35 protein-coding genes are annotated in these 20,145 nt (G+C 39.9%); 27 read left to right on the top strand and 8 right to left on the bottom strand.

The features are described from left to right. Window positions 1–11 precede the first annotated feature (11 nt). Entirely contained in the window at window positions 12–875 is an 864-nt protein-coding gene (locus tag MHN81_RS23365) for a helix-turn-helix domain-containing protein (RefSeq protein WP_239426857.1), read from the bottom strand. Between the two features lie 546 nt (window positions 876–1,421). On the opposite strand from MHN81_RS23365, the gene MHN81_RS23360 reads away from it, so the two are divergent. The 19 genes from MHN81_RS23360 (at window position 1,422) to MHN81_RS23270 (ending at window position 10,876) form a co-directional block, all read left to right on the top strand. Next, the gene (locus MHN81_RS23360) at window positions 1,422–1,688 is read left to right on the top strand and encodes a hypothetical protein (RefSeq protein WP_239426856.1); all 267 of its coding nucleotides are present in this window, start codon (window positions 1,422–1,424) and stop codon (window positions 1,686–1,688) included. Then, on the top strand, window positions 1,660–2,136 hold the full coding sequence (locus MHN81_RS23355) for a hypothetical protein (protein WP_239426855.1): 477 nt from the start codon (window positions 1,660–1,662) through the stop codon (window positions 2,134–2,136). The genes MHN81_RS23360 and MHN81_RS23355 overlap by 29 nt, the downstream gene beginning before the upstream one ends. A gap of 8 nt (window positions 2,137–2,144) precedes the next feature. Beyond that, window positions 2,145–2,834: a phage N-6-adenine-methyltransferase gene (locus MHN81_RS23350; RefSeq protein WP_239426854.1), complete on the top strand. Its 690-nt coding sequence runs from the start codon at window positions 2,145–2,147 to the stop codon at window positions 2,832–2,834. Window positions 2,835–2,861: 27 nt separating this feature from the next. After that, on the top strand, window positions 2,862–4,175 hold the full coding sequence (locus tag MHN81_RS23345; protein ID WP_239426853.1) for a hypothetical protein: 1,314 nt from the start codon (window positions 2,862–2,864) through the stop codon (window positions 4,173–4,175). After that, a complete protein-coding gene (locus MHN81_RS23340; protein ID WP_239426852.1) occupies window positions 4,172–4,456 on the top strand; it encodes a hypothetical protein in 285 nt (94 codons plus the stop codon). Before MHN81_RS23345 ends, MHN81_RS23340 begins: the two co-directional genes overlap by 4 nt. Further along, window positions 4,431–4,712: a hypothetical protein gene (locus tag MHN81_RS23335; protein ID WP_239426851.1), complete on the top strand. Its 282-nt coding sequence runs from the start codon at window positions 4,431–4,433 to the stop codon at window positions 4,710–4,712. Before MHN81_RS23340 ends, MHN81_RS23335 begins: the two co-directional genes overlap by 26 nt. A 34-nt stretch (window positions 4,713–4,746) precedes the next feature. Then, a complete protein-coding gene (locus MHN81_RS23330; protein ID WP_239426850.1) occupies window positions 4,747–5,121 on the top strand; it encodes a hypothetical protein in 375 nt (124 codons plus the stop codon). Between the two features lie 10 nt (window positions 5,122–5,131). Continuing rightward, window positions 5,132–5,422, top strand: coding sequence for a hypothetical protein (locus MHN81_RS23325; protein WP_239426849.1), 291 nt, complete (start codon window positions 5,132–5,134; stop codon window positions 5,420–5,422). A gap of 11 nt (window positions 5,423–5,433) precedes the next feature. Then, window positions 5,434–5,694 (top strand): hypothetical protein, encoded by a 261-nt coding sequence (locus MHN81_RS23320; RefSeq protein ID WP_239426848.1) that lies wholly within the window; start codon window positions 5,434–5,436, stop codon window positions 5,692–5,694. Further along, on the top strand, window positions 5,687–5,905 hold the full coding sequence (locus tag MHN81_RS23315; protein WP_239426847.1) for a hypothetical protein: 219 nt from the start codon (window positions 5,687–5,689) through the stop codon (window positions 5,903–5,905). Before MHN81_RS23320 ends, MHN81_RS23315 begins: the two co-directional genes overlap by 8 nt. Before the next feature lie 57 nt (window positions 5,906–5,962). Then, a complete protein-coding gene (locus MHN81_RS23310; RefSeq protein ID WP_239426846.1) occupies window positions 5,963–6,655 on the top strand; it encodes a hypothetical protein in 693 nt (230 codons plus the stop codon). A 3-nt stretch (window positions 6,656–6,658) separates the two neighbouring features. Beyond that, window positions 6,659–7,528 carry a hypothetical protein gene (locus MHN81_RS23305; RefSeq protein WP_239426845.1) on the top strand — a complete coding sequence of 290 codons (870 nt, stop codon included), beginning with the start codon at window positions 6,659–6,661 and terminating at the stop codon, window positions 7,526–7,528. A gap of 19 nt (window positions 7,529–7,547) precedes the next feature. Next, window positions 7,548–7,829 carry a hypothetical protein gene (locus tag MHN81_RS23300; protein WP_239426844.1) on the top strand — a complete coding sequence of 94 codons (282 nt, stop codon included), beginning with the start codon at window positions 7,548–7,550 and terminating at the stop codon, window positions 7,827–7,829. Window positions 7,830–7,844: 15 nt separating this feature from the next. After that, window positions 7,845–8,108, top strand: coding sequence for a hypothetical protein (locus MHN81_RS23295; RefSeq protein WP_239426843.1), 264 nt, complete (start codon window positions 7,845–7,847; stop codon window positions 8,106–8,108). 6 nt (window positions 8,109–8,114) lie between these two features. Beyond that, complete coding sequence (locus MHN81_RS23290; RefSeq protein ID WP_239426842.1) at window positions 8,115–8,354, top strand: hypothetical protein; 240 nt, start codon at window positions 8,115–8,117, stop codon at window positions 8,352–8,354. Between the two features lie 11 nt (window positions 8,355–8,365). After that, complete coding sequence (locus MHN81_RS23285; protein ID WP_239426841.1) at window positions 8,366–8,833, top strand: hypothetical protein; 468 nt, start codon at window positions 8,366–8,368, stop codon at window positions 8,831–8,833. A gap of 63 nt (window positions 8,834–8,896) precedes the next feature. Then, on the top strand, window positions 8,897–9,814 hold the full coding sequence (gene rdgC, locus MHN81_RS23280) for a recombination-associated protein RdgC (protein ID WP_239426840.1): 918 nt from the start codon (window positions 8,897–8,899) through the stop codon (window positions 9,812–9,814). Then, window positions 9,801–10,331: a VRR-NUC domain-containing protein gene (locus tag MHN81_RS23275; RefSeq protein ID WP_239426839.1), complete on the top strand. Its 531-nt coding sequence runs from the start codon at window positions 9,801–9,803 to the stop codon at window positions 10,329–10,331. The genes rdgC and MHN81_RS23275 overlap by 14 nt, the downstream gene beginning before the upstream one ends. A 2-nt stretch (window positions 10,332–10,333) precedes the next feature. Continuing rightward, window positions 10,334–10,876, top strand: coding sequence for a hypothetical protein (locus MHN81_RS23270; RefSeq protein ID WP_239426838.1), 543 nt, complete (start codon window positions 10,334–10,336; stop codon window positions 10,874–10,876). Here the strand turns inward: MHN81_RS23270 and MHN81_RS23265 are convergent. Further along, window positions 10,854–11,093, bottom strand: a complete 240-nt coding sequence (locus tag MHN81_RS23265) for a hypothetical protein (protein ID WP_239426837.1) — start codon at window positions 11,091–11,093, stop codon at window positions 10,854–10,856. The genes MHN81_RS23270 and MHN81_RS23265 overlap by 23 nt on opposite strands. Window positions 11,094–11,246: 153 nt before the next feature. On the opposite strand from MHN81_RS23265, the gene MHN81_RS23260 reads away from it, so the two are divergent. From MHN81_RS23260 to MHN81_RS23235, 6 genes are all read left to right on the top strand, one after another. Beyond that, window positions 11,247–12,305, top strand: coding sequence for a hypothetical protein (locus tag MHN81_RS23260; RefSeq protein WP_239426836.1), 1,059 nt, complete (start codon window positions 11,247–11,249; stop codon window positions 12,303–12,305). Next, entirely contained in the window at window positions 12,305–13,798 is a 1,494-nt protein-coding gene (locus tag MHN81_RS23255; protein WP_239426835.1) for a terminase, read from the top strand. The genes MHN81_RS23260 and MHN81_RS23255 overlap by 1 nt, the downstream gene beginning before the upstream one ends. A gap of 168 nt (window positions 13,799–13,966) precedes the next feature. Next, window positions 13,967–14,218, top strand: coding sequence for a hypothetical protein (locus tag MHN81_RS23250; RefSeq protein ID WP_239426834.1), 252 nt, complete (start codon window positions 13,967–13,969; stop codon window positions 14,216–14,218). 59 nt (window positions 14,219–14,277) lie between these two features. Then, complete coding sequence (locus MHN81_RS23245; protein WP_239426833.1) at window positions 14,278–14,493, top strand: hypothetical protein; 216 nt, start codon at window positions 14,278–14,280, stop codon at window positions 14,491–14,493. Window positions 14,494–14,495: 2 nt separating this feature from the next. After that, window positions 14,496–14,864: a DUF6283 family protein gene (locus tag MHN81_RS23240; RefSeq protein WP_239426832.1), complete on the top strand. Its 369-nt coding sequence runs from the start codon at window positions 14,496–14,498 to the stop codon at window positions 14,862–14,864. Then, window positions 14,851–15,444, top strand: a complete 594-nt coding sequence (locus MHN81_RS23235) for a tyrosine-type recombinase/integrase (protein WP_239426831.1) — start codon at window positions 14,851–14,853, stop codon at window positions 15,442–15,444. Before MHN81_RS23240 ends, MHN81_RS23235 begins: the two co-directional genes overlap by 14 nt. 248 nt (window positions 15,445–15,692) lie before the next feature. Here the strand turns inward: MHN81_RS23235 and MHN81_RS23230 are convergent, their stop codons facing one another. Further along, complete coding sequence (locus MHN81_RS23230; protein ID WP_239426830.1) at window positions 15,693–16,463, bottom strand: hypothetical protein; 771 nt, start codon at window positions 16,461–16,463, stop codon at window positions 15,693–15,695. Between the two features lie 100 nt (window positions 16,464–16,563). Then, window positions 16,564–17,037, bottom strand: coding sequence for a hypothetical protein (locus tag MHN81_RS23225; protein WP_239426829.1), 474 nt, complete (start codon window positions 17,035–17,037; stop codon window positions 16,564–16,566). A gap of 212 nt (window positions 17,038–17,249) precedes the next feature. Here MHN81_RS23225 and MHN81_RS23220 point away from each other — a divergent pair, with 212 nt between their 5' ends. Further along, window positions 17,250–17,738, top strand: coding sequence for a hypothetical protein (locus MHN81_RS23220; RefSeq protein ID WP_239426828.1), 489 nt, complete (start codon window positions 17,250–17,252; stop codon window positions 17,736–17,738). A 16-nt stretch (window positions 17,739–17,754) separates the two neighbouring features. Here MHN81_RS23220 and MHN81_RS23215 read toward each other — a convergent pair whose 3' ends face one another. From MHN81_RS23215 to MHN81_RS23205, 3 genes are all read right to left on the bottom strand, one after another. Continuing rightward, window positions 17,755–18,510, bottom strand: coding sequence for a hypothetical protein (locus MHN81_RS23215; RefSeq protein ID WP_239426827.1), 756 nt, complete (start codon window positions 18,508–18,510; stop codon window positions 17,755–17,757). A gap of 188 nt (window positions 18,511–18,698) precedes the next feature. Then, the gene (locus tag MHN81_RS23210) at window positions 18,699–19,022 is read right to left on the bottom strand and encodes a hypothetical protein (RefSeq protein ID WP_239426826.1); all 324 of its coding nucleotides are present in this window, start codon (window positions 19,020–19,022) and stop codon (window positions 18,699–18,701) included. Next, window positions 19,009–19,191: a hypothetical protein gene (locus MHN81_RS23205; protein ID WP_239426825.1), complete on the bottom strand. Its 183-nt coding sequence runs from the start codon at window positions 19,189–19,191 to the stop codon at window positions 19,009–19,011. Before MHN81_RS23205 ends, MHN81_RS23210 begins: the two co-directional genes overlap by 14 nt. 287 nt (window positions 19,192–19,478) lie before the next feature. Between MHN81_RS23205 and MHN81_RS23200 the strand changes: the two genes are divergently transcribed. Next, a complete protein-coding gene (locus tag MHN81_RS23200; RefSeq protein ID WP_239426824.1) occupies window positions 19,479–19,886 on the top strand; it encodes a helix-turn-helix domain-containing protein in 408 nt (135 codons plus the stop codon). Here the strand turns inward: MHN81_RS23200 and MHN81_RS23195 are convergent. Continuing rightward, the coding region (locus tag MHN81_RS23195) for a hypothetical protein (RefSeq protein ID WP_239426823.1) at window positions 19,883–20,145 on the bottom strand (263 nt) is incomplete at its 5' end. The genes MHN81_RS23200 and MHN81_RS23195 overlap by 4 nt on opposite strands.

Below are 20,145 nucleotides of genomic sequence, written 5' to 3'. Positions count from 1 at the left end.
TTAAAACACGGTTAAGCTTCAATTTTGCTCAGAATGTTTTTAGACACTAAATCTAATTCTAACCACGGATTGCTAGCCATTAGCGCTTTAAACTTATCAAGCTTTGGTTTAAACAAATCATGATTGAACATGGACTTTCTTAGCAATGTCACCAGCGCTTCAAACTTGGCTTTCACAGGTTTTCTTTCACGTTCTAGCTCTTGTGTTGCACTCATGCGCTTTTTAGCCATTGCTTGCTCTTTTGCTAGCTGCTTAGGGCATTTCTCTAAACCTTGCTCTATTCGCCAGCGTTTTAATCCATGTTTACGGGCTGTTTCATGATTGATTTTAGTTTGGTGCTTAACACAGCTCTGAATTGCATTTGATAAGATTTGATGCAAAGTCATGCTGCGAGATTTATTCTCAGCAGTAGTGTTTAAATTAGTTTTAGCCGAAGGCTTGTTTGTGTGATCGGTTTTCTTAATGGCTGAGTGATCATTATCACTGGCTTTTTTCTGAGTGTTTAGCGCTTTTTTCACTTGTTGAATTTCATCACCAACTAGCTTTGTGATCTTGGCAATGTTGAATTTATACAAAACGCGAGGACAGTATGTTTTACCGTTGAAGTGAAACGGCTTTCTATTTTGTGTTTTGCTGATGAATTTTAATGTGGCTGCTTTATTCAATAAACGGTTAATTGTTTCACGTTTATAACCTGTCATGCTGGCGAGTGTAGACTGTGACGGAAAAGCAAAGCCTTTAGCGTTTGCAAAAGAGGCCAGCGCAAGAAGAACGTGCGCTACATTTGGACGGATTATCTTGTTTTCTTCTAACAATTGGACACGAAAAACCAATTGCTGATGATGTCTAACGACATTTGTGCAATTTTTACTCATCTTTATTTACAGACAAGTTGACACGATCCCGCGATTTGCTAAAATCCTAATTGACATGATTAGAATTTCATACCGTGAAATTGGGTTAGTTCAAGTTGTGAATCACAAAGGTTGGCGCTGAGTGATTTATAAAAACTTAGATTAACTTCGTATCAATATTGTCTTACCTTTAAGTTGTATTTATACAATTCATCAGCCGAATGTTGGCGCATCGGCTGATACTTCCTTACTTCAATATTTGCAATGATAGATCACTTTTTTGTAATGATCTATAGATCGTAGTTGCTGATCTAACTGGTTACGCCTTGTTTCCCATACATTAGATGATCATTTAAAAATTAATTCAATACTGTTCGTTTAACCACTATTTCCACCGAAACCCCCATTAAACCCTATATTTTAAAGCTTTGTAATATGTATTTATTTAAGTTTATCCGCCTTTAAACTTAAATTACTGCATGTATCAATTAAAATAAAAAGCTTGTTCGGAAGAATAAAAAAGTATATGATTTTTAACTATAGAGTATTTTATGGTTGTAAAATTCAATGAGTAAACCACTTACAGGCTTTGATTTATTAAAATTTAGAGACTTACATTTCGGAGGTGGGCGCGGCTCTATAAAGGCGCTTTGTAAGGTATTCGGTATGAAAGAAGGCACTTTCTTTGGTGTCAGAAAGTCACCAGAAAAACCACTTCAAGATTGGTATGCGACAACGCTTACTGTTTACAAAGCCACGCCATCAGAAATGCTTTATCAGGTTTGGTTGAATGAGTTTGATGTAGATGTTCGACAGTTCAGATCTAAGCGCTGAAGAGGCTCAAAAGAAAGCCGAGCTTGCAGAGTTTAAGAGGCTGCAAAAACAACAGCTTGATGAAAGTTATCAGGCGCAATTTGTAGAGCAGAAAAGTTCTGAAAAAACCGAAGAAAAAGCGCCAATTTCGAGCGTGAATGAATTGGTTTTAAGCGGTGATGCAAGCAAGTGCTTTGCGTGTAACGGTACAGGTCAATACAAAGGTTTATTACTCAGGGAAGAGTGCAAAGTTTGTTATGGCACTGGTTTTAAAGTCGATTCATTAGAAGAGGCTGTAATGGCGCTAAATAAAGTCATTGCAGAAAACGCACTAATGAAAAGCAAGGTTAAAGCGCTTCAGGCTGATTTTGACACGCTAAAAGCGTGGTACGGCAAAGATAACTATGAAAGGCGCATACAAGAAGAGATTGTACGCGGTAAACCAGACGACAGATTGAAATTTGATTAGGTAACGGCATGGCGCACATACACGGACATTTAAAAAGCAAAACGAAGATAGCGGATAAAAACCGCTTTGGTACAACTTGGAGTGCGTTTAATGACGCTAAAACAATCTCAGGTTTAGATTTAATACTTGATGCTTGTGCTGAGCCTGCCACCGCTAAATGTGGTCATTTCATAGATCGACTAAAAAGACAGGATGCACTAGCGCTAGATTGGTCCTTTGAATTTAATAAAGCAGCTAAGGCGCACTGTGCATTGATGTCTAGAGCTACAAAGCTTGGCAGTTGCGCAACTGGCATTTGGTGCAATCCGCCATTTGATGACAAGTTAGAATTTATCCAAAAATCCTATGACACAGTTCAGCAATACAAAATTCCTGTATTGATGATGTTGCCGTATGAGCGCCAATCTATATGGTGGCAAGTCATGGTTCATAACGTTGCTTCAAAAGTTTATTTACCGGACCGCCGCTACAAATATTACAAAGTAGATGGTAAGACTGTTCAAAACGGCGTGAACTTCGCCAGTGCTTTCATTCTCTTTGAAAACACAGTTATTAACACAACGCAATACGTGGACTTTAACGTGCAAAAGTTTAGAGACTCACAATCAGCAAGAACAGCATTACCAAAATTAGATTTAATCGCACTAGAGCGCCAAGAGTTAAAAGAAAGGCGCGCCAAAACTTTAGTCACTTATTAACTCAGATTTAAACTTAAAGGAACTCACATGACAATTGATATAAACACACTGAGCAAAACTAGCTTCTCAGCGCCATACGAATTAAACAATTTGTATAACAGCAATCAAATCACAACAGACGAATTGCTAACAATGTCCACTAACTATTACAGGGCTGTAAATGATAACTTATCTTTAGAAAATGAGGCTTTAAAGGCTGCTAACGCAGAGCTGGCAGAGGCAAATTTAGAAGTAGAAGAGCTAAAAGACGAAAATGTTACGCTTAACCTTCAAAATCAAAACTTAAAAAGCAAAATAGCTGAAGCCTTACAAAAAGCTACATCAGTCGATGCAACAACCGCAGCATATAAGAAAAAACTAAACGACCTTTCAGCGCTGGTGGCACAACTAGAAGCGCAACTAAAGCAGCAGGCAAGCGATCATGCTTCGCAATTAGAAAAAGCGAAAAATGACAATAAAGCACTTAAATCTGAGCTTAGCGCAGCCAACAATAAGCTAAAGAACGCTGATGCATCACTAGAAGAGTTACGCAAGCAAGGCGGCAATTCTCACGCTGAAGTGGAAAAGCTTCAAAAGCAGTTAGCGCATAAAACAGAAGATTTTAGAGTCGTAAAGGCTGAAGTTGAAGATCTAAAAGACATGCGAGTGAATGATCAAAAGGTTTTAAATTCTACCAGAGAGACACTAGAGCAAGCTACAAAGCAAGCTGAGCTTATCGCTGATACAAACAAGCGTTTATACAAAGAAAACGTAATGCTGTCTCTTTATATGAACTCGCATTCTACAGCGCCTATCTATACCGCACCAGATGGCTCAACGCTGAAGCTATTCACTGCTAGCGCTAATGAGATGTGCATGGTTGCAAAAGGCGAAGGCTCATTAAAACTGGCTAATGAAATGGCAATGTTTCACTGGGTAAGACCTAACGGCTTAGGTTGCTTGTTAACAGTAAGGTATGATGAAAACGAGGATCAGCTAGTTATTCCTTCAGTGAATTTCAATAAGGCTGGTGGGTTTGATGAGGGGCAAATTAATTTTGTTAATAGCCAGTTTGCACCGGATGATAAATGGATTCCTGAAATCGTTAAACATATCAAGTCATTTGATGGTACTGAATTTGAAAAAGCGCTCAAGAATGGCTTATTTAGAGCTAGAGAGGCTGCAAAAATATGTGGAGAGCCTTTAACGAAAGTGTATGAAACAGATTTTACAGTCAACAACGATGCTGCTCGGTCATTCATTGAAGACATGAAGAGCAGAACCAAAGAAATAGCCAAGCGTAAACAGTATGCAAAAGCGCAAGGTAAGAGTAGCAGAAGAAGAAGCAAGGCCGCTGCATGAGTAAAGTAGATTTGGTTTTCGATGAGCAAAATAAAAGTAAGCGCATCAGGAAACCGCTTTCTAAAAACAAGCTGAAACAAATTGAATCGTGGATGCTTGTTGAAAAAGTAAAAAGAGAGCCTGTTCAAACTGTCTTAGAGCGACTATGCATTAGCGCTACCAAGCTGCAAACCGTAATAAGAGCCTTTGAACGTGCTGGTGTTCAATATGATTCGTACAGGTCAGGGTTTTATGGAGTCTACCAAAGGCAAAAGGATGCAGAGAAACTGGCACAAAGGTGAAGAGTTTTACCTATCCGCCTTTGCTGGCAGAAAAACAGCAAAAGAGATAGGTAAAACACTCAATCGCACTGAAAAGTCAGTACATCGAAAAGCACAAGAAATGAAAGTCTCTTTTCATAAGGCTTTAGATGAAGCGGTAATCAAATTAGCAATAGAATTTAGACAGGTTGGCTTTTATAGGCGCTTGATTACAGTGGAAACCGGATTGAGCAGCCGCCAGCAATTGTACTACGAAAAGAAATTCCTCAACGGTTGAGGATTAACTAAAAACTGAGTTCATAGGTGAAATTATGTTTGCAGTGAAAGGTGTATCAAGGATCAAGTGTGAGGTCAAAGCGAAGAAGAAAGTTGATTTACTCAGAGGTGATGAAAAGCCGACAAATGTCACTGAGTATGCCGAAGCGCTAACAAAACAAACTGACATTATTTTTGAAAAGGCTAAGCCTGAAATTGTCAGTAAAGACTTTTCAATGCCTTCATGCGCTTATGAGTTCATTGAGCTGGCTAAGGGAAATAAGAACTATCGAAATCTATCGGTTGTTAAAAAAGTACCCAAGCTAAACAAAGATGGCTCTATCGCTTTAACGAAAGGAAAGAAGCCGCAGTTTGAATGGTTGCCAATTGGCTCTAAATACGAAATACCCGAAGTCGAGCAGTTATTTTAAGGAAAATGCAATGAAACAAGTAATTCAAGCGCAGCTAGCGCAAAAGAACATCAAAGCTGATTCAATTGAGTTTACCAGAAGCGGTATAGAAGTAAGCTTTTCCAACGAGTCAGAACAAGCAGCAAGAGCCGTTAATTGTTACACGGTAAATGGTCGTATCGAATTTAGCCGATTCTCAGACTTGGCTAAGTTTGTGAGTGAAACGCCATGCTTACCAATGGTATCAGCGAAGAAAAAGCAAAGCCTGTTATCTAGCTTGTTATCACTATCGCCATTCTCTAAAGCACAACCGACATTCTAAAAGGAAAAAGCATGTACGCACCGCAAATACAGCAACCTATTCAAGATTCAGCGCTGATATTTAAGTATCAGTTAGTAGTTTGGCTTATGGCTAAGATTGAAGAGCAAGCGTTAACAGAGAGTCAAGCGGCGGAGCGCTTTCAAACAGGCGAGGCCACTATTGCTATCTTGTTGTCAGGCAATTTAGAGCACCTAGCAACTGACGAGGTTATTCGTATGGCCCTCGCTGGTGGACTATCAATTAAATTAGGTGAGAGAGCTATCAATGAGTAGAAAGCCAAGCATAGGTGATTTTGTAGAAATCAGAACAAACGGCGTTGTGTGGAGTAACAGAGTGCATAGCATTCAAGGTGAACATTACATCTTCAATGAAGGTTCAGCGAAAAATCCAGATTTTAAACCTGTAAAACTGCTGCATGATAGCTTGGAGAAAATCACCAAAACAACGTGTAAACAACACACATTATTCATATACGGAAGTTAATTCTCAACGGTTGAGAATCTTCCTAAATAAAAGTTTAAAAATTTAAAAGGTGTAGGTATGGGATTGTCTTTTTATGGTTTTTGTATTCATACAATGCTCACAGTTATTAAGAAAAAGTCTAGCGATGTAAAGCTAGAGGCTGTAGATGGAGGTTGGCGCTTATACGCTTTATCTGAAGAGCAGGGGGAGTTTGAACTAACAGGGCCATTAGGTTATGTGATCACTCAAGCATTTAAACCTTATTTAAAAGAAGCGCAAGCAGAGCGTGAAGAACTCCAAGCTTCATTAGAGGTTTTAGCGACTGAAGCCAAAGATTCACTTCATAGTTCAAATTCTAAAGATGATAAAAAATGGACGTATAGCTTCGATGGGGAAAAGTTTCATCATGGCACTTTTGATTCTCTAGATGATGCTTTGGCTGACGCGCAAATGGAAGCATTGGCGCTAGATGATAATACAACAACTGCTGTTTTTGGCACATGCACCGAACCAAGTAATGAATCTTTCTTTCCTGATTCCGATGAAATAACCAATTACATGGCTTGCCAAGCTGAAGACGAAGGTGGCGAGTACGCGCTTGATTATCCTGATGCTTCCGAAGAGGCTGAGCTTGAGTTAAGCAATGCATTACATGGGTTGCTAAGTTGGTGGTGCAAAAAGCATGAAATTACACCTAACTTCTTTAATGTAGAAAAAACCCAAAAGTACGACATAAATACTTGGCAACCTATAGAAGAGAGTGAGGCATAACTCATGAACCAGAATAAGCTACCAGAGTGGGCAAGCGACAAGATTAAAGAAGGTATGAGCGCATTTGTCGCAATGATTGATTCGTACCCGTCTTTTGAATTTAAGGTTGAGTTTGAAGAATTAACATTCCCTGAAGATATTGGTTTTAACGCCTTAGTTTCATGGTGTGAATTTGGAAGTAAAACAAAACGCACAGTTACTTTTAATGTAATGTGGAATTACAACCAGATATTTACTTCTCTTGGTGAACCAATAGATTGCTGGCAATTCGTTTTTGAAGACTCAGGCTTTTCCATGAGTTCAGAATTGTTCTTTATTGAGCTATTCCAATCTGCAAAAAAGATGCTTGAAGAGCAAAAGTACGAGCAGATTAGCGCCTTTGGTGACGGTTATTATGATGGATTCAATGATGCTAAGAAGATAAATGACGGTGATAAGGATGATTGCGGTTATCTAAGTGATCACTGTGAAGATGATATAAGAAACCTCTCTGAAAAAGCTGAGTCTGAATACTCAGATAAGCTAATAGAAAGGCAAATTGAAAAAGAGTCAGGCGTAGCTTTGATAGCCAAAGAAAGATCGCGCCAAATCAGCGAAGAAGGCTATACATCAACGCATGATGATAAGTACGAAAAAGGCTCACTCGTTATGGCGGCTATCGTTTACGCAACAACAGCGGTGAGTTCAAGTCACATGCGAGATAACTTCAGAGAGAAGGCAAGCAAAAATGAGCCTATACAACACTTCCCATGGCAATCAAAGCATTTAAAGGTGGGGGACAATAGTTACGCCTCTAGAATTAAAGAGCTTACCAAGTCAGGCGCACTGATTGCAGCAGAAATAGATAAGCTTCAGCGTATTAGCGGCCATTAAAGTTAGGCCAAATAGAATTATGAAAATAATGAGCAATCTTTTCTTTAGAGATTTAAGTTGTAACGGCTGCTTAGAAGGTGGACTTGAATATCTTGCTTCAGGAATAGTTGAAAGCAAGAACTTTGATGATAAACCAAGTGTTAGCGGCAAAGATTACAGCGTTGTTTATATCAGTCCATTTGGAATTGTAGAGCGTGAATGGAGAGCTGAAGCAGAAATTAAAATCTACGAGGTAGATGCGTGTGATTTTGAAAATCTCAAGACAGCAATTTATCAGTTAGAAAAAGCTCAAACAGAGTAATTAAGAGGTTTAACTATGAGCAGTAGGAAAATTCTAGCAGCGCTCAAGAAAAAGAATATAACTGCTATCAGGTGTGAGTACCTAAGAGGCTGCCCAACACCCAGCGGCTATGCTAATGGGTATGATTTAGAGTTTGATGAAGCCCTAGAAGATGTGATTTTTAATTTAGATCAATCTTGTCACTTTGATTCAATCATGGAGCTTGACGATTTGCAGAGCGTTTTAGATTGGATAGATACATTGCCTGTAGTGCCTATCAAAATGACTGAGAGCAAATAAGCCACTATGAAAGACTGTAATTTACTAAAAGACCAGTTTGACAAGGATTGCGGCTGTGTAGAGCAGGAATGGGACACGCCTGTAGGCTTTTTATCCCTTCATCTAAAGCCCTGCGGTACTGGTGAGGTCCATATTGATAATGGCGATTATGGCGCAGTAGAGTTTGAGATAGAAGCAAAAAGCAAAGAAGGCTTTATGAGTCTGCTAGAAGAGCGCATTCATTCAGCGCCAGTAATTCAAGAATAAAAGGCAATATTATGGCAATGGCTTATTTGATCGCATCGTATGCACATAAAGACCAAAAATATGGAGAGCAAGACTATATTGTGCATGTAAACATGGTTAGAAATAAAACACATGAGTTATTTGCTTGTGGAGATTACAAAAGGGATTTTATGCTGGATGACTTGGCCTGTTTGCATGATGTCATCGAAGATACAGAGCTAACAATAGAGGATATTAGAGCAAAGATAGGGCATAAACCTTATCCGGTAGAGCAACTAATTAAAGCTCTAGAAGCCATCACCAAACAAGATCAAGAATCGAGAGAGGATTATATAGCTAGATGTGTTGAGAACCCTTTAGCTCGAAAAGTAAAGATAGCTGATACGTTAAGCAATCTAGAGTGCAGTATAAAAAGCAACAACCAACGTAGAATTTCTAAATATACAAATCAAATTAAGAGAATCTATGAATTGGCAATCAACTCAGAGTGGCATGATTGATTTTCTCAACCGTTGAGAATCTTCCTAACTAAATATTTAAAAAATTAAAAGGCTTTTAGGTTTATGTATACATCAGCATTGTTTTATTCATTTAAACAAGAGATAAATTTCGATATTGAAGAGCTTAATAAAGCATTAGAGCAAGACGTATTTAAGCCCGTAGGCGGTCAACAAGTTAGCTCAATGGGGTTCGTTAAACCTTTAGGTAAGTACGGCTCAGAATTAGCAAGACAAGCACCAGATTCTAATCTAATTTGGCTCAAAGTAAGACAAGACAAAAAAACACTACCAAGCGCCGCTATAAATGAACAATTGGCTTCGACAATAGAAAAAATTGAAAATGAAGAAAGTAGGCCAGTTAAATTTAAAGAAAAAAATGAAATTAAAGACAATATCACTATGGCGATGTTGCCTAACCTCATACCGAAACCTTCCTACATAGATTTGTGCATAGATACCAAGAATATGCTGGTGGTGATATTCGTAGCAAAATTCACCCGAGCTGAAGAGTGTTTAGCGCTTCTTAGGAAGTCTTTAGGTACATTGCCTGTTATACCTTCATTTGCTAGTTACGACCTAGATCACTTACTTACAAACTCTCTTTTAGAGCCTGAAAGTTTGGGAGAAATACAGCTTGGACACACTGTTAATTTAGTAGAACCTTCAGAAACAGACAGCAAGCGCAATTACATAAACGAAGAAGATATTACATCAGAAGATATTTTAAATAGCATTCACAACGGTATGCGTTGTAAATCCGTTCACTTGAAGCTGTATGAGTCTATCGAATTAAAATTTAATAACGATGGCTCGATGACATCAATCAAATTCTCTGATGCACTAAAAGAGACTAATTCGGACATTCCAAAAGAAGAGTTAGCCAATCGTTTAGAAAATGATTTTGTGTTGTTTTCGAGTGAAATAATCAACTTCTATTCAGAGTTAATAAAGTGCATGGAGGTTGAAAGTGTTGCGGTTTGATAGCGAGGACGCATTCAATAGTTTCTTAGGTCAGAGAAAACCTAAAAACAGGCGCAATGTCAAAGCTAAGCAGCCTAACGTGAGTCCCCATGCTCGCGCACTGGCGGCATTGGCTAAAAAGCCAGAACTACGCAAAGGTAACATTGAGCACTATGAGCAAGTGCAGCTCTTTGATTTTTTCGAGCGTTATCACCCTGAAATCTATGAGTTGTTATCTGCTTATCCTGCTGGGGGTATGCGCTCAAAGAAAACCGCCTTTGCTATGCAGGCGGAAGGCCAGAAGAAAGGTTATCCCGACATCATATTAGACATGGCTAAAGGTACGTACCATGGCGCACGTTTTGAGCTGAAGGCCAAAGGTGGCAGAGCCAGCGAAGCGCAACTAGAGCGCCGTGATATATTGCGTAAGCAAGGTTATTACTCTGATATATTCATTGGCTGGGAGTCACTTAAAGACGCGATTTTGTTATACTCTAAGCTGGCAGATGGTGCAGAGCTGGATTTGGAGAAAAAATAACAATGCTATCACTTTCAAAACAACAAGCAGACCTTGCTATCTCATTGCTTGAAAATGAAAACCGTTATGTTGTTAAGCGTAATAAAACGCGCTCTAACGATGGTAGCGCCATTGTTGAGTACGACAAGCAGAGTGATGAACAAGAAGATGTGATCGTGTACGTCCATGGTCGCACAGTGACTTCATTGCATGATACAGGTTTATTAGAGTTTGTTGGTCCGGCACATGGCGGCGGAGATTTATTTAAAGCCTCTTCAGCACTGATTGCTAATAAATCAATTCTCAAGCAGGAGCGCCGCAGACATGAACGCCAAGCCACGACTGAGCTAATCAATGAAGCGGCTAATAAAATCGGTTGTCGTGTTGAGCATGATGCGCCGCGTAAGCTATACAAAGTCGTTAGATTAGATGGTCAAAAGCTATCTAATCCATATATTGATGTAGCGGCAAATGGTGTCAAAGTAACACAGTTAAAAGACCTAACATTGGAAGAGTGGAAGCGAGAAATCGCAAACGCGGTGTTTAATTCGGAAATCGTTTCCTAGCTTCTTCAGTCAAAAACTCTATTTCCTTGTCAGAGAGCGTTGCAAAAATACCAGCCATTAAACGCAACGCTTCATCTTTATTCGCACAATTCGCCACCTGCTTAACTCTTGCTATTTGTTCGTGTGTGGCATCATCCAAAAAAAATGACGCAGGCTTATAGCCTTTTTCAGCTTGTCGCAGTTTAAATGCAGCGCTTTTGCTTATCTTCTTGTCCATGTTAGGAAGTACTCAACCCATATAAAAGCCTAATTATTACATGTAACACCAATAAATACACGGTATTTAGCTTTGTTTGCCTAAAAATAGGTGATCGATCACTTTCTGATATGTAGAATTTAATAAGTTTGTTCGGAAGATGTGGTTTTTACCTTGGCTAAAACTGATTGGAAAGCGTTGTACAAAGAATACTGCGATAGGCTGAAGTCCTCAGAAGACCTAAGCGCAGCAGCCTTTGCGCGTGAAAAAGGTTTGAACGTTAATAGCTGTAGACGGTCTTTCAACAACATTAAAAGCAAAACTGATCGATCACAAAGCGACACAGAGAAAAGTGATCGATCACCTAAAGTCAACACTGGCAGCAAAGCCGCTAAAAACAAGGGGGTAACAGGAGGAAAGGCGCAAACTAGCGGCGGTAAGAGCGCTAATAGAGCAAAAGAAAGTAACGTTTTTGATCACAAATTTAAAGTGCCGCCGCGCAGCAACCTTGTTGATCATGATCACCGTGATGATGCGCAAGGTGTCATGCATGGTGCCTACATGGACCTTGCAAAAATACCGGAGGATATTAGAAACGTTGCATTGCAGTTAAGTGATGGTGATGCGGTCCTAAATATGATGCAGGCACGATATTTATATGTGCATCGAACACATCAAGAAATGATGACCGCCATTGAAAAAGATTATGAAGATGGCAACGCATGGAAAGATGAGTTTGGTAATCCCATGCCAAAATCCAAAGCTTTATCTCATGTTGTCTTTGGCACATCTAAACCGATGACCGAGTTAGAAACTGGCATCATCAAAGCACATCAAAACAAGCAAAAGCTGGCATTAGAACAATATAAAACCTCACTGCAATTACATGATCTGCACCCCCTTTCAAAAGGTGAGCAATTAGCACTGACTACTGAGTTGCTTGAACAAGTCGAGCAACAGGAGCTATCCGCTGTATCAGCCTGTTACTTATTCGACAAAAACGGCATTGAACCACCAAAAACCTTACAAGCTGAAGCAGCGAAAGAAATTTCACTTAGACAACCTAAGCGTGATGAGGCCGAGGAAATTTCTGCTGAGCAGTTAGATAAAGAAATGGCGGAATACGAAGCGAAGCTTAAAGAGTGGTCAGGTCATGAGTTTATGGCAGAGCGCCTTGACTTTATCAACAACGCACAGGTTGATGGAGATAATAACGTTGAGGTGATTGAATAGTGAAGTTAAAAAGCATCAATCAAGACCCACGTTATTTAGACTTTTGTAAGAGATATAGAAGTGATTGGGTGAGGGCATCAGTTGAACTTTTTGGCAAATGGCCTTCACCGCAGCAGTACCAGCTATTAACTAGCGTTCAAAAAACAGCTTGTCGCGTGTCTGTAAGTTCAGGTCACGGTACAGGTAAGTCAGACATGTCATCCATCATAACCATGATCTACATGTTTTTTTATCCTGAGTCACGTATCGTTCTTGTTGCTAACAAAATCGGGCAGGTTAAAGCGGCGGTTTTCAAATACATAAAAAAGAACTTTAAGACTGTTTGTAAAAGGTTTCCATGGATAGCGCAATATTTCGTAGTAACAGAAACCGAGTTTTACGCGGTAGGTTATAAAGGCGTTTGGTGTGTACTGACAAAAGGTTATAGGTTAGGTAATGAAGAAGGCTTGGCTGGTGAGCATGGAAAGCACTTGCTATACATTGTCGATGAGGCATCTGGTCTAAGCGATAAAGCAATCGACATTATGGAAGGCGCTTTAACCGAAGATGACAACCGTATGTTGATGTTGTCTCAGCCAACACGTAATACAGGTCGATTCTACGATTCTCATCATAAGCTCAGTAAGGATATGGACCCAAAGGATGGTATATGGTCGCCATTAAAATTTAATTCTGAGTTTTCACAATGGGTTAATCTACAGTATTTGAAAAATGCAGCCTTTAAGTTCGGAGGTAGGGAATCAGCTCAGTACATGATCAAGGTGCGCGGTGAGTTCCCGAAAGTCTTGGAAGGATTCTTAATCTCATCGAGTGACTTTGATAGGGCGGCAAATAAAGCAAATACGCCGACTCTAGATGATGATTGGGGATGGGTGGCGCTGTGTGATGTGGGTAATGGTCGTGATAAGTCCGTGATGCTCATTGGTAAGGTGTGCGGCTGGGGACTAGAGCGTAAGTTTATACCAGTGCGAATAGAGGAAATGGAAGGTAACATTTCGCCTGTTGATTTTGGTCGCAGAATAAAAGCCCACATTGCCAGCCATGATTATCCAAATATCACCGTAGCCATAGATAGTGACGGGGTGGGGAGTGACACCGCACAGATAGCCGAAGAGTTAGGTTTGCGCGTTCAGCGCATTCGCTGGGGGCATTCTTGCTTTAATGACTTCGACAAAGAAAACTATGTAAATCAGCGAGCCTATGCCAACATCATGGCGCACCGCGCTATGACCAGTGGCAGGATGCTTGTTGATGGTTCACCAAAGACCAAAGACCAAGCGGTTAAGATACCGTACATCATTAATGACCAAGGCCAGTACCAGATCGTTAAAAAAGAAACCATGCGCGAAAAGATGAACATTCCTTCGCCGGACCGTTGGGACACCTACTGTTTTTCTCAACTTGTGCAATACGTGCCTGCTAATACACGCATTGATGAAGATTTACTGGATGAAAGAAACGACCTCGAAGACTTAGCCGCCTCTTCACTTTAACCACCAAACCACCAGTCAAAAAAGTTGCGATAGTTAACAAAAGCACGTTTTGTTAACTATGTACCCCTTAAAAAATATAGGTTTTTTAACTTTTTCGCTTGCTAGGTTATCAAAATGAGTCTATATTCTCGTTATGTTAACTAAAACATTAAACAAATGGAGTTAAAGATGGCGGTTTCATTTCAGGTTATTTCAGGTGATACAAACGAAACGATAGAGCACCAAGTAGAGGATTTTAAACTTTACCGTGATGCAAAAGCGCGTTTTGAAGCGTTAGACGGTAAAGCAAGAGTTTGCTACCGCTTAGAAACAAAGCGTGGTGAGCTGGTGGAAAGAATAGCGAAGCTTTACCAGTTCGAGAAAGGTCGTGATAACAGCGAGTTTCTAACAAAATATGTAGTTTTCGCAAATAAACTATAACTACTCAAAGGCTCGCCGCTTGGCGAGCATGCTCACTCACATTTAAGAAAGGAATTACCATGTCATCTTCGGCCATCAATGAGTTTTCTGGTTCACTTCCTAGCGCCATTCAAACGCAACACGGCAAAGCCAGCCTAAAAAGGTTAGGCGCTAATTACAAAGATGAACACACACAGGTGATGCATCCACTGTATCAATTGACTTACAAAGATGGATCACTTGGTTGGTTGCATGAAGGCCAAGTTTTAGCGCTACTAGAAAACTGTAAGGATTAGTTATGAAAAAGTGTGCAGATAAACCTTGTAAAAATTGCCCTTGGAAAAAGGCTTCTAAGGCTGGTGGTGCGGATATACCAAACTTTGATATGGACCTGATGCGAAACCTTAAAAATACTGTACCAGCGCGAGGCAGCGAGCAAGATGGTTTTTTTAATATCTTTGCGTGTCATGATTCACCTGTTGGTGGCGAGTATGCGTGTGCTGGCTATATTGCGCGTCATGGCCTGCAAAACATCAATGTGCGCTTAATGGCTACGGTAGGCGGCGTTAATATATCTAAAGCACTGGATTGCGCTGATACACACGACCTTTACCCTGATTTTTGGACCATGCTAGACGAATACGAGGCCGCAAATGAGCAAGGCTGATCCTATCCGCGATTTAGGTGATGTAAAAGCCATCTATAATCGTTTAATTAAATACAATTACCATCGAGAAGCTGAATTGTTTTTAATTGGTTGCAATGCAGCACTACGCATTAACGACCTGCTTAAACTTAAATTTGAAGACATACAGCGCATAACGGATAGTCACACCGGTAAAGAGATCGGCAAGGTCCAGCTTCAGGAAACTAAAACGCGCAAGGCCAAAGAGTTAACGCTTAATAGCGTTGCATTGCAGGCAGTAGATAAGCTCAAGGCGGCAAATCCTGAACATGTTTACTTATTCCAGCGCACAAGCAGAAACGCCAGTAATGATGCGCCTGTGTCGCGTGTGTACGTGTTTAAGAAGTTAAAAGAAGTTGCTGAGAGTCTTAGCTTAAATTATACGTTGAGTACGCACTCTATGCGCAAAACGTTTGGTTATCACGCTTATAAGCAAGGTACAGACATCAACGTACTACAAAGGCTGTTTAATCACAGCTCAGTGCGTGAAACGTTTGAATATATCGGGATTACCAGTGATTCGGTTAAAGAAGTGTACCTGAATGTAGAAATAACAATTTAGTTTAATTAATAAAACCAATTCAGTGTAATTGTTTACATTGCAGCGTATTAAGACTAATATAGACATCAGTAAGAGCAGGACCGTTCGGATTGCGAAGTTAATACGCTTCTATATACCCTGCCTCCCGCTATCTACACGCTTTGTTTGAGCTGCGGCACTTAGAAAGACGATAGCGCACTGCAAGACAGTGACAGTAAATAATAGGGATCTCGGAAAAAATTTAAAGTATTCGATAAGAACCTAGCTTTTTAGCTAGGTTTTTTCGTTTCTGCTTCTAGCTTTGCTAACTTCTTCGCCTTTTTAGCCCTCTTAAACGACTTCTTAGAGTTCTTCTTCGCTTTGCCTTCAAACGGTTTGCGTCGAGCTAGTACATTGCGTAGTACAACGTATAAAGGCTTTGACTTGTCATTGTCAGAATCAATAAAATTTTCATATCTGAAATCGGTTTCCGATACTAAGAATGCAGTTTCTATGACCATAGACAGGCTGTTTTTAGGTAATTTGTGAAGCTTAAAGATGGCAATGTATGCAGCGTAATTATCTTTTGAGCCATGTTTAAAATTTATTAATGCGCTCAGGCATTGCTTATCATCCCCTTGGTTTGCGAGTATGACAGTCTCATTTGGAAAATTCTGAAGGTGGTGGATAAAACCATCTATATTGTGACTGCTACTATACTTGTTGATTTCAAAGACACGTTTATCAGATGAGATTACGGGTTTACCATTTTTGAGCTTTAACTTAGAGGGATCGTTCTCTTCATGCTCATATTTCAACAGCAGCTCACCTGTTTTTCTTAATGAAATTTCGCAATCTTTAACCTCTAATGCGCGACTGTATACGTGATTGGTCGGCCTTACATAGACGGTAACAACACCAGTAGCGCCGTGGTCAAATTCAAAATTGTTCAGTACAATTTGATGGTTATATATATGCTGAATGCAGTATTCACCCTTATTCGGGCCACCAGTTATGATGATTTTTGCTGGGCTATTGTTTGGTGTTGGCAGAGCTGACAAATTGAATCCCTCAAGTAAATGATGTAACTATCATATCACTTTTTTTCTATCTGGTTTTTTTGAGCATTATGCATTGAATTGAAATCTCAAAGTAACAACATTACTTTGTTATTTCAGTTAATGCTTCAGTGATCAGCTCGGTAAGGCGAGCGCCTATTTTGCGAGGTGGAATGCTAAATAACTCAAGGCGTGTTACTTGCGTATTGTCATTAAAAGCTTCGTAGGTGGAGCTGTAATTCACTTTGTCGTTTTTAAATAACCTAAGTGCGAGTGCGCTAGCTTCTCTTTCATTAAAGTGCTGTCCTTTATGCTCGCCCTCTAACCACTTATAGCAACATTGATATTTACCGAAGTGTTTATGTAATGCATGTTCGTACTTAGCGTGGTCTATGGCGAGTAAGAATTGAAAGTCATATTGTTTATTCTGTTTGATGTGCTGGTTTTGGTACACGCGCCTTTTTAGGTCCGGTATTGCGTGTCCTATCTTCATCATTTTTTTGTCTTTGGATAGTAGAACATAGGTCCAGCCGCGCTTATATTTCCTTGCATCTTCCAAGTCATAAATGATTTTCATTGTTTCCTCATTTTCAAAGTTGTTCATGAACAACTTTGAATGCGTCTTAATTAACTGCCAAATATATTTATTTTAGTCCGACTTTTAGCCTCTTTTTTTTCTGTAAGCTACTTAGATGGATTGCTGGTGGATCATTACCAGCATCTATGAAGTTTACGTTTTCTTGCTCTTAATGCGTAAGAAATTTTGAAATTTTAGAAAAAGGAAATCGAATGAAAAAACTTTTATTAATGGCTGGGTTAGTTGCGATGCCTGTACTTGCTGAAGAGTCTTCAGGCTGGAAGAGAAGTAGTAGTTCAACCTACGTATATTCAGTAAGAACCAGCGCACCAGACCTGACTTTTAGAATGCATGTAGCAAAAGCAAATAAAGAAAAAGAAGCCGCTGAAATACTGCTTATCAATCCGAACAGCCGAAAATGCATGAATGGGTTTGAGGGTATCATTTACAGTTACATTTTTAATGTGGATCATCGAGAAGTAAAATATAAAGCGCAATGTAATCAAGGAGACTTAATCTTTATGCCTGCAACGGATGCGGGTGCGCGGTATGTAGCGCAAAGGTTTAACAAGTATGGTAGTGGCGTTGTGACATACACGCTAAAAATACAGGGAAGTCCAGATCTTACATTTACTGCACCCAAAAAAGGGTTTAGAGACTTTTACTCTGAAGTAGAAATAGCCTCTAGAGAAGCGCTTTAGCCTGCTAGACAGAAAGCTAGGCAGGCTTTCTGTCTCTTTTCACTTTCTCATAGTCACTGTATGAGTAAATACGACCACGAATACCTAAGCTGTGATCAATCTCTCTGATATTAGTGAAGTCCAGTGCATCACTACGCTTTTTCTCTTGCTGGCTTTCACTTGGTAGCGATAAGAAGCTGGCTGAGCACGTTTTAGATGGCATGATATAAGCGCCAACATAGCTAAGGCTGTGTTTAATCGGCTCTGAGCTTGCGTCCATGTAGATAAGTAAGCGCACATCTTTATAGCCACTGGTCCTAATAAGGTAATATTCATCATCATCAGCGAGCATGTTATCAAGCTGTGCCTTATAGCGGTTGTATTGTGCGTAATCACCTGTGCGCTCTGCATTGATGGCTTCAGCGTCTACTAGGCGCTTTTGACGAGTCACTATTTTAGACTTTTCTTGCTTGCGCTGGCTGGTGGCGGTGCTTTCTCGCACTTCAACGCGGTACACATCTTTTAAAAGTAGCGGTTCAGGTGAGAATATCTTAGCGCTTCTTTTAAAACGAACCGGATCACCTTCACAAAGCTTATCAACGGATTCGCGCCAGTGGTTTAACTTATCAAGCCATTCGTTGTACTTGTGCTCACTTTGAATAAGCACCAGTGGACGCACATTACCATCTGGTCTTTCTTCGCTGTACGCGCATTCTTCTAGGCCAGTTTTGATGAAGTCTTCTTCTCTCAGCTCTAGAAACTTGTCGTATATATGGAATAAATTGGTGGTCATAGTACACCTTTGTAAAAAGCTTGTTCGTATAAAATAGGTTGCTAAGTAACCCTAAAAACAGGCTTAGCGTCAAGCGATTTACTTTAAATATAGTAGGAAATTTTCCCTATTTTTTAAAAAAAACCGCTAAAAATCAAGAAACATTTAATTTTTAACGGTTTTGTGCGGTTGGGATTCGGTTTTGTAGCTTATTCGGTGAGTTGGTTTGTTAGGATGATGCAGCTTGCAAGAATCAGGATGACACCGCAAATAAACGCCGCGATGTGTAAGTTGGTGGTGCTCAGATAAAAAAGGGCGCTCATGCTGAATGAGTTCACCGCAAAGATGATGAGCTTTTTAAAAGTCATGTCAGAGACAAAGATAATGTGCGCCAGTGTCATTAACAGGACCGTCAACGCCATCATAAAGTCAAAGTAACCGCTGGTTAGTATGGTGATTAGATTCACAGCACTTTGAAAGCAAATCGCGCCTATCATGATCTCTATTTCTCTACGAAAGTTAAATTTCAACATCGTTTAACTCCACGTACTCTGTTAAGTCGGTGCGCAATGCATCCACTTCGTTGTCAGTCATAGCGTGATTGCGTGTATGTTCGGCAACCATGGTATCGACACACACTGAGCCGACTAACGAAATAGAACGCGCCATGAGCGCTTCATAATTAACTGTGTTAAATTCCATAAAACCACCAGCGATAAATAAAAGTACAACCTAGCGCTGGATTAAAGCGCGGTGAACCCTTTCCCTTACAAATAAAGTTACAATTTACATACATTTGCTATGATTATATTCATAAGGTTTTAAAATGTATACTTTTAAGTGGTTTTTAATATCTCAGGTTGTTATATTTAAACTTTAATGAAGGGAAGGCTGCAATAATTACAGTGTTTAATGAAATTTGGATGCGCTTTGTGTAGTATTAGCTGTAATGCGCTGTAATTGACACGGCAATTTTAACAGGAAGAAATATGATTGATGTACGCGCTCTGCCTGAAGAGAAACAGAAAGAGTTAATAAAAGACATAATTAAACGTATGTGTATTGCGTATGGTATAGACGCACAGAAAGGCCACCAAAAGCGACTAGCTGAATATATTGAGGCAGGTGAAAGCACCGTTAAATCATGGATATTCAACAAGCGCGTACCGTATGATGCGATGTTAGATTGCGCTGGCAAATCCAACACTTCATTTGATTGGTTGTTAACAGGTGTCGAGCCTGCACCGAGTTTCACCAAAGAGACTCAAACCAAGATTAAAGACGAGGTGACAGACTTGGTGGTAAACGCCATACGCTTTAACTTGTTAGACCAAGAAGATGGGCCGGATATGTTCGCAACAGGTGTGGTGAATGTTGTTAAAGAAGTACTCTACTAAGAGAGCACTTTTATTTGTTCCGCTGTTTGCATTAATGCGGCCTTTTCTTCGTTGAATTGGTCGATTAATACCAGCTTTGCCTTGGCTGTGGATGCTGCGGCAATGTCTGACTCTATCCGCGCCATGGCGAGCGCATGAAAAACACACGCTTTTTCAAGCTTTTCTAATGCTTTTTTGTTGTTTGGTACATGTAACCGCTTAAAAATTGATAAATTCTTTAGTTTCATACAAAATGTGTCAAGTTCCTTTGATTGGAGCA

The organism is Pseudoalteromonas sp. Of7M-16 (assembly GCF_022347805.1).
Lineage (GTDB): Bacteria > Pseudomonadota > Gammaproteobacteria > Enterobacterales > Alteromonadaceae > Pseudoalteromonas > Pseudoalteromonas luteoviolacea_F.
The sequence above is the reverse complement of the archived record's forward strand: the minus strand, read 5'-3'. Positions and strand labels throughout refer to the sequence as shown.

Coding starts and splice junctions, on each gene's coding strand:
- MHN81_RS23365 (WP_239426857.1), bottom strand. CDS start 875: ATGAGTAAAAATTGCACAAATGTCGTTAGACATCATCAGCAATTGGTT.
- MHN81_RS23360 (WP_239426856.1), top strand. CDS start 1,422: ATGAGTAAACCACTTACAGGCTTTGATTTATTAAAATTTAGAGACTTA.
- MHN81_RS23355 (WP_239426855.1), top strand. CDS start 1,660: ATGTTCGACAGTTCAGATCTAAGCGCTGAAGAGGCTCAAAAGAAAGCC.
- MHN81_RS23350 (WP_239426854.1), top strand. CDS start 2,145: ATGGCGCACATACACGGACATTTAAAAAGCAAAACGAAGATAGCGGAT.
- MHN81_RS23345 (WP_239426853.1), top strand. CDS start 2,862: ATGACAATTGATATAAACACACTGAGCAAAACTAGCTTCTCAGCGCCA.
- MHN81_RS23340 (WP_239426852.1), top strand. CDS start 4,172: ATGAGTAAAGTAGATTTGGTTTTCGATGAGCAAAATAAAAGTAAGCGC.
- MHN81_RS23335 (WP_239426851.1), top strand. CDS start 4,431: ATGCAGAGAAACTGGCACAAAGGTGAAGAGTTTTACCTATCCGCCTTT.
- MHN81_RS23330 (WP_239426850.1), top strand. CDS start 4,747: ATGTTTGCAGTGAAAGGTGTATCAAGGATCAAGTGTGAGGTCAAAGCG.
- MHN81_RS23325 (WP_239426849.1), top strand. CDS start 5,132: ATGAAACAAGTAATTCAAGCGCAGCTAGCGCAAAAGAACATCAAAGCT.
- MHN81_RS23320 (WP_239426848.1), top strand. CDS start 5,434: ATGTACGCACCGCAAATACAGCAACCTATTCAAGATTCAGCGCTGATA.
- MHN81_RS23315 (WP_239426847.1), top strand. CDS start 5,687: ATGAGTAGAAAGCCAAGCATAGGTGATTTTGTAGAAATCAGAACAAAC.
- MHN81_RS23310 (WP_239426846.1), top strand. CDS start 5,963: ATGGGATTGTCTTTTTATGGTTTTTGTATTCATACAATGCTCACAGTT.
- MHN81_RS23305 (WP_239426845.1), top strand. CDS start 6,659: ATGAACCAGAATAAGCTACCAGAGTGGGCAAGCGACAAGATTAAAGAA.
- MHN81_RS23300 (WP_239426844.1), top strand. CDS start 7,548: ATGAAAATAATGAGCAATCTTTTCTTTAGAGATTTAAGTTGTAACGGC.
- MHN81_RS23295 (WP_239426843.1), top strand. CDS start 7,845: ATGAGCAGTAGGAAAATTCTAGCAGCGCTCAAGAAAAAGAATATAACT.
- MHN81_RS23290 (WP_239426842.1), top strand. CDS start 8,115: ATGAAAGACTGTAATTTACTAAAAGACCAGTTTGACAAGGATTGCGGC.
- MHN81_RS23285 (WP_239426841.1), top strand. CDS start 8,366: ATGGCAATGGCTTATTTGATCGCATCGTATGCACATAAAGACCAAAAA.
- rdgC (WP_239426840.1), top strand. CDS start 8,897: ATGTATACATCAGCATTGTTTTATTCATTTAAACAAGAGATAAATTTC.
- MHN81_RS23270 (WP_239426838.1), top strand. CDS start 10,334: ATGCTATCACTTTCAAAACAACAAGCAGACCTTGCTATCTCATTGCTT.
- MHN81_RS23265 (WP_239426837.1), bottom strand. CDS start 11,093: ATGGACAAGAAGATAAGCAAAAGCGCTGCATTTAAACTGCGACAAGCT.
- MHN81_RS23250 (WP_239426834.1), top strand. CDS start 13,967: ATGGCGGTTTCATTTCAGGTTATTTCAGGTGATACAAACGAAACGATA.
- MHN81_RS23245 (WP_239426833.1), top strand. CDS start 14,278: ATGTCATCTTCGGCCATCAATGAGTTTTCTGGTTCACTTCCTAGCGCC.
- MHN81_RS23240 (WP_239426832.1), top strand. CDS start 14,496: ATGAAAAAGTGTGCAGATAAACCTTGTAAAAATTGCCCTTGGAAAAAG.
- MHN81_RS23235 (WP_239426831.1), top strand. CDS start 14,851: ATGAGCAAGGCTGATCCTATCCGCGATTTAGGTGATGTAAAAGCCATC.
- MHN81_RS23225 (WP_239426829.1), bottom strand. CDS start 17,037: ATGAAAATCATTTATGACTTGGAAGATGCAAGGAAATATAAGCGCGGC.
- MHN81_RS23220 (WP_239426828.1), top strand. CDS start 17,250: ATGAAAAAACTTTTATTAATGGCTGGGTTAGTTGCGATGCCTGTACTT.
- MHN81_RS23215 (WP_239426827.1), bottom strand. CDS start 18,510: ATGACCACCAATTTATTCCATATATACGACAAGTTTCTAGAGCTGAGA.
- MHN81_RS23210 (WP_239426826.1), bottom strand. CDS start 19,022: ATGTTGAAATTTAACTTTCGTAGAGAAATAGAGATCATGATAGGCGCG.
- MHN81_RS23205 (WP_239426825.1), bottom strand. CDS start 19,191: ATGGAATTTAACACAGTTAATTATGAAGCGCTCATGGCGCGTTCTATT.
- MHN81_RS23200 (WP_239426824.1), top strand. CDS start 19,479: ATGATTGATGTACGCGCTCTGCCTGAAGAGAAACAGAAAGAGTTAATA.